General features: G+C 68.8%; 10 protein-coding genes and 1 pseudogene. 7 read left to right on the top strand and 4 right to left on the bottom strand.

Features of this window, described 5'->3' with window-relative positions; all coding sequences use genetic code 11:
* Positions 1 to 2,389, bottom strand: a 2,389-nt coding sequence (locus HR086_RS39270) for an error-prone DNA polymerase (protein ID WP_174468166.1), incomplete at its 3' end; no start/stop codon positions are given.
* A 412-nt stretch (positions 2,390 to 2,801) separates the two neighbouring features.
* Here HR086_RS39270 and HR086_RS39265 point away from each other — a divergent pair.
* The 4 genes from HR086_RS39265 to HR086_RS39250 all read left to right on the top strand — a co-directional run bounded on the left by HR086_RS39265 (position 2,802) and on the right by HR086_RS39250 (position 6,929).
* Positions 2,802 to 3,467 carry a hypothetical protein gene (locus HR086_RS39265; RefSeq protein WP_174468165.1) on the top strand — a complete coding sequence of 222 codons (666 nt, stop codon included), beginning with the start codon at positions 2,802 to 2,804 and terminating at the stop codon, positions 3,465 to 3,467.
* Positions 3,468 to 3,571: 104 nt separating this feature from the next.
* Entirely contained in the window at positions 3,572 to 4,060 is a 489-nt protein-coding gene (locus tag HR086_RS39260; RefSeq protein ID WP_141648771.1) for an NfeD family protein, read from the top strand.
* Positions 4,060 to 5,184, top strand: a complete 1,125-nt coding sequence (locus tag HR086_RS39255) for an SPFH domain-containing protein (RefSeq protein ID WP_141648772.1) — start codon at positions 4,060 to 4,062, stop codon at positions 5,182 to 5,184. Before HR086_RS39260 ends, HR086_RS39255 begins: the two co-directional genes overlap by 1 nt.
* Positions 5,185 to 5,426: 242 nt before the next feature.
* Positions 5,427 to 6,929 carry an ATP-binding cassette domain-containing protein gene (locus HR086_RS39250; protein ID WP_174459316.1) on the top strand — a complete coding sequence of 501 codons (1,503 nt, stop codon included), beginning with the start codon at positions 5,427 to 5,429 and terminating at the stop codon, positions 6,927 to 6,929.
* Between the two features lie 67 nt (positions 6,930 to 6,996).
* Here the strand turns inward: HR086_RS39250 and HR086_RS39245 are convergent, their stop codons facing one another.
* Complete coding sequence (locus HR086_RS39245) at positions 6,997 to 7,977, bottom strand: NAD-dependent epimerase/dehydratase family protein (protein WP_174468164.1); 981 nt, start codon at positions 7,975 to 7,977, stop codon at positions 6,997 to 6,999.
* Between the two features lie 130 nt (positions 7,978 to 8,107).
* Here HR086_RS39245 and HR086_RS39240 point away from each other — a divergent pair, with 130 nt between their 5' ends.
* Complete coding sequence (locus HR086_RS39240; protein ID WP_141648775.1) at positions 8,108 to 8,641, top strand: FHA domain-containing protein; 534 nt, start codon at positions 8,108 to 8,110, stop codon at positions 8,639 to 8,641.
* Positions 8,642 to 8,653: 12 nt separating this feature from the next.
* Here HR086_RS39240 and HR086_RS39235 read toward each other — a convergent pair whose 3' ends face one another.
* The gene (locus tag HR086_RS39235; protein ID WP_141648776.1) at positions 8,654 to 9,178 is read right to left on the bottom strand and encodes a hypothetical protein; all 525 of its coding nucleotides are present in this window, start codon (positions 9,176 to 9,178) and stop codon (positions 8,654 to 8,656) included.
* A 99-nt stretch (positions 9,179 to 9,277) separates the two neighbouring features.
* On the opposite strand from HR086_RS39235, the gene HR086_RS39230 reads away from it, so the two are divergent.
* Positions 9,278 to 9,943: a TIGR02269 family lipoprotein gene (locus tag HR086_RS39230; protein ID WP_174463713.1), complete on the top strand. Its 666-nt coding sequence runs from the start codon at positions 9,278 to 9,280 to the stop codon at positions 9,941 to 9,943.
* 15 nt (positions 9,944 to 9,958) lie between these two features.
* Positions 9,959 to 10,681 carry a double-CXXCG motif protein gene (locus tag HR086_RS39225; protein WP_174459318.1) on the top strand — a complete coding sequence of 241 codons (723 nt, stop codon included), beginning with the start codon at positions 9,959 to 9,961 and terminating at the stop codon, positions 10,679 to 10,681.
* A gap of 43 nt (positions 10,682 to 10,724) precedes the next feature.
* Here HR086_RS39225 and HR086_RS39220 read toward each other — a convergent pair.
* Positions 10,725 to 11,021, bottom strand: a pseudogene (locus HR086_RS39220) (DNA polymerase Y family protein); the annotation flags it as partial.

The raw sequence follows: 11,021 nt of genomic DNA, 5'->3' as shown, positions 1-11,021 counted from the left end.
GCCCCTTCACCATCCGCAACCCCAGCCGCAGCGCCTTCCCCCCGTCCTCCAGCGTGCAGTCCCACCGCGAGCACCGCACGTCCACCGGCCGCACCTCCACGCCGTGCCGCTGCACGTCCGCCACCAGCGTGTGCGGCGCGTAGAAGCCCATGGGCTGCGAGTTCAGCAACGCCGTCGTGAACGCCGCCGGGTAATGACACTTCAACCAACTGGACGCATACGCAATCAACGCGAAGCTCGCCGAGTGACTCTCCGGAAAGCCGTAGTGCGCGAAGCCCCGGAAGTTGTCGAACCACTCCTCCGCCTGCACCCGCGAGTACCCTCGCGACAGACACCCCTCCACGAAGCGTCCCCGGTACTGCAACAGCATCGACTCCGCGCGCTTGTGGCTCAGCACCCGCCGCAGCCCATCCGCCTCCTCCGCGGAGAAGCCCGCCGCCACCATCGCCAGCTTCATCGCCTGCTCCTGGAAGAGCGGCACCCCCAGCGTCTTGCCCAATATCTCCCGCACCGCCTCGCTCGGGTACACCACCGTCTCCTCACCGTTCCTCCTGCGCAGGAACGGGTGCACCATCTTCCCGACAATCGGCCCCGGGCGGATGAGGGCAATCTCCACCACCAGGTCGTAGAACGTCCTCGGCCTCAGCCTCGGCAGCATGTTCATCTGCGCCCGGCTCTCGATCTGGAACACCCCCACCGTGTCCGCTTCGCACAACATGTCGTAGACCTTCGGGTCCTCCGCCGGAATCGTCGCCAGCGACAGCTCCCGCCCGTGGTGCTCTCGAATCAGCGCGAAGCACTTCGACAGCGCCGTCAACATCCCCAGCGCCAGCAGGTCCACCTTCAACAGTCCAATCGAATTGATGTCATCCTTCTCCCACTGGATGACCGTCCGCCCCGCCATGGCCGCGTTCTCCACCGGCACCAGCTCCGTCAGCGGCTCTCGCGTCATCACGAACCCGCCCACGTGGATGGACAGATGTCTGGGAAAGCCCTCCAGCTCCGCCGCCAGGGACAACGTCCGCTGCACCCGCCGGTCGAACGCGGACAGCCCCGCCTCCAGCAGGACCTCCGGCGTCACCTCGAACCCGTGCGCCGCGGAGACCTTCGACAGCCGGTCCACCTGGTCCAATGACAACCCCATCGCCTTCCCCGCCTCCCGCAGCGCCAGCCGCCCGCGATAGCAGATGACCTCGCACACCATCCCCGCCCTGTGGCGCCCGTGCTTCTCATACACGTACTGGAGCACCTCCTCGCGCCGCTCGTGCTCGAAGTCCACGTCGATGTCCGGCGGCTCCTTGCGCGCCATGCTCAGGAAACGCTCGAACAACAAGCCCATCCGCACCGGGTCGATGGCGGTGATCTGCAGCGCGTAGCAGACCGCCGAGTTCGCCGCGCTCCCTCGCCCCTGACACAGAATCCCCTGCCGCCGCGCGAAGCCGACGATGTCCCACAGCGAGAGGAAGTACCCCGCGAAGTCCAGCGCGGCGATCAACCGCAGCTCGTGCTCTATCTGCTTCACCACCTCCGGCGGCACACCCGCCGGGTAGCGCACCCCGAGCCCCTCGTACGTCAACACCCTCAGGTGCTCGTCCGCCGTCCGCCCTCCTGGCAGGTCCTCCTCCGGGAAGCGGTAGCGCAGGTCATCCAGCGACGCCCGACACCGCGACGCCAGCTCCACCGTCCGCGCCAGCGCCTCCGGCCGGTCCGCGAACAGCCGCGCCATCTCCCCGGGCCCCTTCAGCGTCCGCTCCCCGTTGGGCCACAGCCGCGTCCCCGCCTGGTCCACCGTCGTCCCGTGCCGCACCGCGCTCAGCACGTCCTGGAGCGGCTGACGTCTCCGGTGGTGCGTGTGCACGTCGTTGTGCACCACCAGCGGCACCCCCAGCTCCCGCGCCAGCACCTCCGCTCGCGCCTCCCGGGCCGAGTCCCCCGCCGACAACGTCCGGCACAGCCCGACATGGAAGCGCTCCGGGAACGCCTCCGCCAACGGCGCCACCCGCTCCAGCGCCGCCGGCTCCGGCAACAACGCGAGCAGCCCGCTGGAGCGCTCCGCCAGCGCCCGCCACGGCAGCCCCGCCTCCCCCTTGGGGTGCGTCATCCGACTGCGCGACACCAGCGCGCACAGGTTCGAATAGCCCCCCGAGTCCGCCGCGTACACCACCACCGGAGGCCCGTCCTCCAGCGTCAGCTCGGCCCCGAGGATGAGCCGCAGGCCGTGCTCCTTCGCCGCGAGGTGGGCCTTCACCGCCCCGTACAACCCATCCGCGTCCGTCAGCGCCAGCGCGCTCAGCCCCAGCCGCGAGGCGGTGAGCACCAGCTCCTCCGGATGCGAGGCACCGCGCAGAAACGAGAAGTTGGAGCGACAGACGAGCTCGGCGTAGTCCACACCCGATCAAGACACTGACCAGCCGTTCAGGCGCTAGGTCGGATCTTCGTTCAGCGACCGAGAGACTCGCCGGGTTGAGGCACGCCGCACGCGCCCCGACGCACCACGTCCTCTTCGGGCCTCCAGGGCCTCGTTCCGCGACTCCGGCGCCTGCCGTCCGCCACCCGCCGCCGCGCCACGACGTTTCCAGACAGCCCCTGGGCCGAGCCCCTCGTCCAAACCCAGACATGCCATCTCCGAGCCTCGCCTCCCTGTCCGCGCAGCAACGCTCAACTCCTGAGAATCACTGTCACGCGAGTCCCCGGTGCCTACCGTCGCTGTCCGCCCGGCGCCGCCCTCTCCCGGAAAGGCGCCCGTTGCCACGGACGGCATCGGCCCATGTCGCCACGACACCTCTCGACGAGGAGGACTCATGTCCCTGCACGGCCTCAACCGCTTCGCCCTTCCCTTCACCCTGGTCCTCGCGTCCGCCCTGCTCTTCCCGGCACTCGGGCTCGTCGGCGAGACGCAGGCCGCTTCGCGCAAGAGCGCCCCCTGTGGGGTGAGTCGCGAGCTGTATCTGGGCACCTACAAGGGCCGCGTGTTCAAGGAATGGCAGACACCGCTCACCGATGAGCAGCTCAAGGACCCGTTGACCCGCATGGCCAATGATGCCCTGCTCAAGAACAACTACACGCTGACGGTCCGCTTCCAGCGAGACGCGCGGGGCGTCTACCAGGCGGAGACGCTGGTGCAGTTCGACAGCCTCACCCCCGACACCGTCGGCCCCAGCCACAAGGACACCAGCAGCTACCTGCTCAACCTGGACCGGGAGCCCGCCAAGGTGGAGTTCGTCGTGACGCGGCGCCCCGCGAAGACCTACGCCACCCGCCCCCAGGAGCCACCCCGCACCGGAGGCATCGAGAAGACCACCTCGCGGCCCAAGCCCACCAGCCACACCCTCGTCTTCAAGGAGACCCTCGCCCTGGACGCCCTGGACTGCGATAGCGGCGGCGTCCCCCAGCGCCTGCTCTTCACCCGGACCATCGGCGGCCAGCAGCCCATCGTCGAGACGCGGGAGCTGTTCCGTACGAAGTAGGCGCGCCCAAGCCCCCTCACGGGGCCCCATGAAGGCGTTCAGTCCTTTCGTCCCCGCCCGCCCGCGTTTGACAGGACGGGGAACCGACTGACAAAGAGATCTTCATGGACCTGACCCCCGCCGCCTGGCAGCTCTGGATCGTCGCCGCCCTCGCCTGCGGTGGGCTGGAAATCAAGCTGTCCGGCTTCGGGCTCGTGTGGTTCGCGGTGGGGGCGCTCGTCTCCTCGCTCGCCGCGGGCCTCGGGCTGACCTTCTTCCTCCAACTGGCGCTCTTCGCCACCGTCTCCATCGGCCTGTTCGCCGCCTCGCGCACCCTGTTCAAAAACGTTTTCATGCGGAACGCTTCGCACTTGAAGACGGGCGTCGAGGCCATGGTGGGGCAGGAGGCGGTGGTGATGGAGTCCATTGAAGGCCCCCACGGGGGCACGGTGCGCATCAACGGCGAGCTGTGGACGGCCCGCTCGCTGTCCGGCGCCATCCCCCAGGGGGAGCTCGTCACCGTGGAGCAGGTCGAGGGACTCAAGCTTTGGGTGCGCCGCCCTTCGGCGACGTTGTCGGTTCCCGAGGCGGAACAGAAACAGGAGAAAGTCTGATGGACGCGCTGACCTTTGTAATCCTTGCCGCTCTCGTGGGGCTCGCGGGCTTCGTGCTGTACACCTGCGTCCGCATCGTTCCCCAGGCCAAGGTCATGGTGGTGGAGCGGCTGGGCAAGTTCCATGGCGTCGCCACCAGCGGCCTCAACCTCCTCATCCCTTTCCTCGACAGCCCCCGCCCCATCGAGATGCGCACGGGCAACCGCTACATGCGCAGCACCATGGTGGACCTGCGCGAGCAGGTCATGGGCTTCGAGACGGTGCAGGTCATCACCCACGACAACGTCAACATGGAGGTCGGCTCGGTCATCTACTACCAGATCGTCGACGCCGCGAAGGCGCTGTACCAGGTGGAGAACCTGGCGCTGGCGATTGAACAGCTCACCATGACGAACCTGCGCAACGTCATGGGCAGCCTGACGCTGGACCAGACGCTCACCAGCCGCGAGACGGTGAACACCCGGCTGCGCATGGTGCTGGACGAGGCCACGGAGAAGTGGGGCGTGAAGGTGACGCGCGTGGAGCTGCGCGAAATCGAGCCGCCCCAGGCCATCAAGTCCGCCATGGCCAAGCAGATGACCGCCGAGCGTGAGCGCCGCGCCGAAGTGACGAAGGCCGAGGGCGACAAGGCCGCCGCCATCCTCCAGGCCGAAGGCCAGAAGATCTCCCGCATCCTCCAGGCCGAAGGCGAGCGCGACGCGGAGGTCGCCCGCGCCGAGGGCCACAAGCGCGCCACCATGCTGGAGGCCGAAGGCAAGGCCGAGGCCACGCGCCTCACCTTCGAGGCCATCCACAGCGGCCACGCCACCCCGGAGGTGCTCGCGCTGCGCTACATGGAGACCCTCCAGGAGATTGGCAAGGGTGACAACAAGATGTTCATCCCCTACGAGGCCACCGCCACCCTGGGCGCCATCTCCGTCATCAAGGACGTCTTCTTCGCCAAGGAGGACGCGGCCAGACGCCCCGCGCCCCAGGCCCCGGGGACGCGTCCCGCGCCCACCGCCGCCTCCCTGAGCGCCCAGAGCATCGCCCGGAGCAACGTCATCGCGGAGCCCGCCACCCTCACCGGCGCCAGCGCTCCGCAGGCGCGTCGTCCCCGTCCTCCCTCCGAGCAGGACGAGTAGACCGCTGTCCGGAATCCGTCTTGCTCGCCGTCCAGGCTGGCCGGCGAGCGAGACGGGGTTGCATTCCGCCCCGGCGCGCGTCATAGATTTTGGCGCACGCATCCACCGGAGGGCCTGACACCCCCTCCCTACGCGAGGTCGACGTACCCTTGAAGCTGAGCCGCTGAGTCCCAGGTCTTTTGGCCTCACCGCGCAGGGCCGCCCTTTGGGCTGGCTCGCGCCTGGATTCAGGAGTTCGCTTCATGTCTTCCCTTCGCGCGCATCGCGTGTCGTTCGCCTATTCCGACGCTGTCGCCGTCCTCTCTGAAGTCGACTTCCACCTGGCGTCCGGCTGGACGGGGCTCGTGGGCGCCAATGGCGCCGGCAAGTCCACCCTGCTCCGGCTCCTCTCGGGGGAGCTTGCGCCCACCGAGGGGCACATCCAGTCCGAGCCCCCCTCGCCCACCCTGCGGCTGTGCCGCCAGGAAGTGGAGGCGCTGACGCCGGACATCACCGCCTTCGCCGAGTCATGGGACTCGCTCGCGCGCAGGCTGCACGGGCAACTGGGGCTGGACGTCTCCGCGCTGGAGCGCTGGTCCACGCTGTCCCCGGGCGAGCGCAAGCGGTGGCAGGTGGGCGCGGCGCTGGCCGCCGAGCCGCACGTGCTGCTGCTCGATGAGCCCACCAACCACCTGGACGCGGAGGCGCGGACGTGGCTCGTCTCGGCGCTGAAGCGCTTCAAGGGCGTGGGCGTCGTCGTGTCACATGACCGGCCGCTGCTGGAGACGCTCACCACCGCCACGCTGCGCGTCCATGGCGGCGATGCGCGGCTGTGGCCCGGGGCCTACTCCGCGGCGAAGCAGCACTGGGAGGCCGAGCGCGAGGCGGAGGTGGGCGTCTATCAACAGGCCCGCGCGGAGCAGCGGCGCGCGGCGCGACTGCTCGACCAGGCCCGACGCGAGCAACAGTCCGCCGACGCGGCCCGGAGCACACGCAAGCGACTGAAGGACAAGAACGACAACGACGCGCGCTCCATGGGCGCGTCCGTCGTGGCGGGCTGGGCGGAGAATCACGCGGGCCGCCGCGTGGGCATCCAGCGGCGCGAACTGGAGCGCGCCACCGAGGCCGTGGGTGAGTTCACTGCGGACAAGACCGTGGGTCGCTCCGTCTTCGTCGACTACGTGCGCTCGCCCAACCCGTGGCTCTTCACCCTCGACGTGCCGGAGCTGCGCGCCGGGGACGTGCCGCTGCTGGGGCCCGTGAATCTGTCCGTCGGCCGCGAGGCGCGCGTGCGCATCGAGGGTCCCAACGGAGCGGGCAAGAGCACCCTGGTGCGCGCGCTGCTGGAGCGTGCTCGCGTTCCCATGGAGCGCGTGCTGTACCTGCCGCAGGACGTGGGCGCGGAGGAGGCGCGGACCACGCTCGACGAGGTGCGCGCCCTGCCTCCCGAGGAGAAGGGGCGCGTGCTGTCCCTGGTGGCCGCGCTCGGCGTGGACCCCGAGCGGCTGCTGGGCTCGGAGCAACCTTCACCGGGAGAGGTGCGCAAGCTGCTCATCGCTCGCGGACTGGGACAGCACGCCTGGGCGCTGGTGCTCGACGAGCCCACCAATCACCTGGACCTGCCCTCCATCGAGCGACTGGAGGCGGCCCTGCGTGAGTATCCCGGCGCGCTGCTGCTGGTGACGCACGACACCGCGTTCGCTCGCGCGTGCACCTCCGAGGCCTGGCGCGTGGAGCATGGCCGGGTGGAGGTGACGGCCGGGTGAGGCCGGGCGGGAGCGCGACTCCAGCGCGATGATGCGACCCGTCCCCGTGGACTGTCGCGGGACTGGCTCACGTCCTGAACTGGGGGTGCTCCCGCTCCCACGCCTCCAGTTGCGCGAGCCCCTCTTCCACGGAGACGCGAGGACGGAAGCCCGTCTCGCGCTCCAGCGCGGAGGGGTCCGCCCACGTGCCGTCCATCTCCCCTGGCTGGGCTGGCAGTGGGCGCAGCACGGCCCGCGTCCCCACGTGTCGCTCCAGGACGGCCACGAAGTCGCGGAGCGAGACGGGCTCGCCGCGGCCCACGTTGAGCAGTCGATACGGCGGTGTACCGGAGGGCGGGCGGTCCAGCACGCGCAGCACCGCCTCCGCCACGTCGTCCACGTGGGTGAAGTCGCGCCGCATGCGGCCCTCGCCGTAGAGGTCGATGGGACGCCCCTCGCGCAGGGCGCGAAGGAAGCGCAACGGCGCCATGTCCGGACGCCCCCAGGGACCGTACACGGTGAAGAAGCGCAGCCCGCTGGTGGGCAGCGCGTGCAGGTGGCCGTACGTGTGGGCCAGCAGCTCTCCGGCGCGTTTGGTCGCGGAGTAGACATTCAGCGGGTGGTCGGCCGAGGCGCTCTCCGCGAAAGGGGGCGGCGTGTCAGCGCCGTACACGGAGCTGGAGGAGGCGTAGACCAGGTGCTCCACCTGCGTGGCATGTGACTGCTCGAGGACGTGGAGAAACCCCGTCACGTTCGTGTCCAGATAGGACCGGGCGGTGGCGCTCGCCGTCCGGACGCCGACCCTCGCCGCCAGATGCACGACCCGCTCGGGGCGCTCTTGCTGAAAGATTCTCGCGAGCGCGGCGGCATCGGTGATGTCGACCGGATGACAGGTGAAGTGCTCGGCGCCGGGAGTGGTGCGAAGTCGGGCCAGGCGGGCCTGCTTGAGTGGCACATCTCCGGAGGGGTCCAGGTTGTCCACGCCGAGGACGGTGTCCCCTCGCGCCAGCAGTCGCGCGCTGACGTGGTGACCGATGAAGCCCGCCGCTCCCGTGACGAGTACCCGCATGCAGGGCGCACGCTCCCATGCCCTCTTGGGGGATGCCACGTTCACGGTGTGACGGACTCCCTCGCCGAGCGTCCAGGAGGGCTCGACAGCCTGCTTCCCGTGGCCCCTGCTTGGACGTAGGGTGGGCGACATGGTGTCCGTGAACCAGCTCCGACCCTTCGCCGAAGCCTCGCTCGAAGCCTTCCGGGCCGCGTCAGGCCCGGTGGCGCTCATCCAGCAGCCCGTGGACCCGGTGTTCCGAAGCGTCGCCCAGCAGCTGACGGGGGCGCGCACGGTGGGCATGGCGCATCGCTCGCGCATGACGGAGCGGCTGCTCGCCATGCTTCGCGACTTCGACAACCTGGAGGTGCACTTCCTCAACCCCAAGGTGGATGGCGAGGAGCTCACCGTCGGCCGCTCGGAGTGTGACCTGGTGGTGCCGGACCCGTCTGTCTCCCAGCACCACGCCACGCTGCGGTGGAATGCGGCGACGGGCGGCTTCCTCGTGCGCGATGCGCAGTCGATGAATGGCACGTGGATCAACGGCGCGCCCCTGGGGTTTCGGGCGCAGGTGACGCTCAACGACGGCGACACGCTGGCGTTCGGCGACGCGCAGTTCCTCTACCTGCGCGCGGAGACGGTGCACGAGCACCTGCGACTGGCGAGCCCTCGGCCGAAGCCCTGAGGGCGTGGAGGCTCAGGGCACTTCCTTGACGGCCTGGATGACGGCCTTGCGCAGATAGGAGCTGTAGTCCGTCTGCGACTGGTACAGGCCAATCATCGCGACGGTGCGGCTCTCCTTGCGCCAGATCAACTGGCCGTCGGGAGAGACGACGCCGGCCTCCAGCACCACGTCGGCGCGGCCCATGGTCTGGACGGCGGAGACGTCGACCCAGGACAGCACGACGACGACGGCGGCCTCCGCGTCGTTCTCACGGATGACGGACACGACTTCGTCCGTGGAGGGCGAAGGCGCCGCGGAGATGCGCGTCCCGGCGACCTCGAAGCCCCGCTCTCGGAGGACGGCTTCCGTCGAACCGGAGAGGACGGTGCGAGGGTTGCCCTCACCCATCAGGTCCTCGCGGTAGGACGCCGAGGGCAGTGAGTCCACCCGCGAGCCGACGACCACGACGACCTTGCGGATGGCCCCCGCGGGACGGACCTGCGGCGCGGCGCATGCGGTGACAAGCAGGGACAGCAGGAGGAGAGCGGAGACGCGCATGGGGGCCCTGGGGGAAAAGGTGGTCGCTCTGCATAACCACCCGAGGCGGCGGTGGGCAAACCGGTGAAGCTGGGGGCGGCGGCGTGCTATCCACAGACTATGCGCGCATTGCATGTTTTCTGCGTCGTCCTGCTCGCCACCGGATGGCAGGGCTGCGCGACATCGGCTGCGTCAGCGGTCCCCTTCTGGGAAGACGCGCAGGGAGAGTGCTCCGAGCCGCATGAGGATGTCTGCCTCGCTCCCCTCTGCGAAGAGGACACGTGCGCCTTCTTCCGCTGCGAGCACATGCTCGACGAACTGACGTTGGCGCGCTTTCCACCCGCGCGTCCTCCCGCGGCATCCGCTGCGCCCGGAGGAGGTCCTCGCAGAAACTGGGGAAGCGGGCTGAAAACACCTGGAGGCCATGAGCCCGTCTTCGTCATCCCCTGGCATGGGAGTCCTCGTCCCACACCGCCGAGATTTCAGCTCCCTCCGGGCCGCTTCGAGAAGCACCACATCTTCCCGCAGGCCGAAGACCTGGCGTTATGGTTCCGCAGCAGAGGACTCAACATCCACGACTACACGCTCCCTCTTCCACGGGACGTCCACCAACGGATTCACCGAGGCGGAGACCGTGGAGGCGCCTGGAACAAGGCATGGCGTGAGTATCAGAGACAGAATCCCTTCCCCTCCAAGGAAGAAATTTTCAAACATGCAGGGGAACTCATCTACCGCTTCCAACTCCTGGGCGGTCCCGTCAAGCCCTACTACACCCATCTGGAATAACCACGTCCTGGACAGATGACTCGATTCTTCGAACTGGGTGAGGACAGTGCAGAGACCTCTCGATACCGAGGCGACTTCAACGCCGCGCACAAGTGGTCGCTGCCTGGAGTCGAGTGCTCCGACTGTGGCGCGACCTGGGGTGGCTCGGGACATAACTACCCTTGCGTGGACCTCTCATCGCTGCCGGAACAGGCCCGTTTCGTGAGGCCATGGCCTACGTCCGTGCCCGAGTACCAACGCCTGCGTACGCTCGCGAGCCCCCTGGCCCCCCCAGGAGCGGAGCTTCCACCAGGAACGGCGTTCGGCCCCATGGTGGGGACGGCCCGTGGCGATTTGGGTCCACTCACCTGGCAAGGGGACTACTTGTTGATGTTGCGCCGGGACACGCTGGAGCAACTCCGGTCACTGCATGTCCAGGGTCTCGTCGGCTGTGAGACGGAGCTGCGCTGGAGGCAAAAGAGCCCACCAGAGATGCTGGAGCTTCAAATCGAACTGAAGGGGCGTTTGCATCCAGACTGCCTCCCTTCAGATCTGGCGCCAGCCTGTAAGACATGTGGCCGGCTCGCGTTCCAAAGGCCTGACCACCCGATCCTCGACGCGCGTTCTCTCCCCGTCGACCTGGACCTGTTTCGGGTGGGTAACTTCGCCACGATGATCATTGGAACAGAGCGGTTCATAGAGGCAGTGCGACGCCTGGGGCTCACAGGCATCAGTTCCCGCGAGCTTCCGACCCGCTGATTCTGCAATTGATTGCACGAAAGCACACGCCGCGCGTGGCACGTCAGTCAAACAAGCCCTGCAGATAGAAGCGGCCATCTCGCATGTCCCGGAACACCCACGCCGGGCCCAGTCCCTCGAAGTGCACCCGGTAGTAGTCGCGCTGGAAGGGAGACTCGGACCACCACTCCCCTCCCAGCCGCTCCGGCCCTGTCACCGCCGTCACCCGGTGCCGCCGCCCGCCTACCCTCGCGGCCAGCAACCTGCCCGTCTCCGCCACCTCCGCGTCCAGCCACGCGGGCTCCACCAACAACCGCGAGGGCCGCTCCCGGAGCCCTCCTCCCTCCGCGCGCTCCACGCG

The sequence above is a fragment of the Myxococcus sp. CA039A genome (assembly GCF_013336645.1).
In the GTDB taxonomy this organism is placed as follows: Bacteria; Myxococcota; Myxococcia; order Myxococcales; family Myxococcaceae; genus Myxococcus; species Myxococcus llanfairpwllgwyngyllgogerychwyrndrobwllllantysiliogogogochensis.
The sequence above is the reverse complement of the archived record's forward strand: the minus strand, read 5'-3'. Positions and strand labels throughout refer to the sequence as shown.

Excerpts from the sequence above, each read along its gene's own strand:
- HR086_RS39265 (WP_174468165.1), top strand. The coding sequence starts at position 2,802 with ATGTCCCTGCACGGCCTCAACCGCTTCGCCCTTCCCTTCACCCTGGTC.
- HR086_RS39260 (WP_141648771.1), top strand. The coding sequence starts at position 3,572 with ATGGACCTGACCCCCGCCGCCTGGCAGCTCTGGATCGTCGCCGCCCTC.
- HR086_RS39255 (WP_141648772.1), top strand. The coding sequence starts at position 4,060 with ATGGACGCGCTGACCTTTGTAATCCTTGCCGCTCTCGTGGGGCTCGCG.
- HR086_RS39250 (WP_174459316.1), top strand. The coding sequence starts at position 5,427 with ATGTCTTCCCTTCGCGCGCATCGCGTGTCGTTCGCCTATTCCGACGCT.
- HR086_RS39245 (WP_174468164.1), bottom strand. The coding sequence starts at position 7,977 with ATGCGGGTACTCGTCACGGGAGCGGCGGGCTTCATCGGTCACCACGTC.
- HR086_RS39240 (WP_141648775.1), top strand. The coding sequence starts at position 8,108 with ATGGTGTCCGTGAACCAGCTCCGACCCTTCGCCGAAGCCTCGCTCGAA.
- HR086_RS39235 (WP_141648776.1), bottom strand. The coding sequence starts at position 9,178 with ATGCGCGTCTCCGCTCTCCTCCTGCTGTCCCTGCTTGTCACCGCATGC.
- HR086_RS39230 (WP_174463713.1), top strand. The coding sequence starts at position 9,278 with ATGCGCGCATTGCATGTTTTCTGCGTCGTCCTGCTCGCCACCGGATGG.
- HR086_RS39225 (WP_174459318.1), top strand. The coding sequence starts at position 9,959 with ATGACTCGATTCTTCGAACTGGGTGAGGACAGTGCAGAGACCTCTCGA.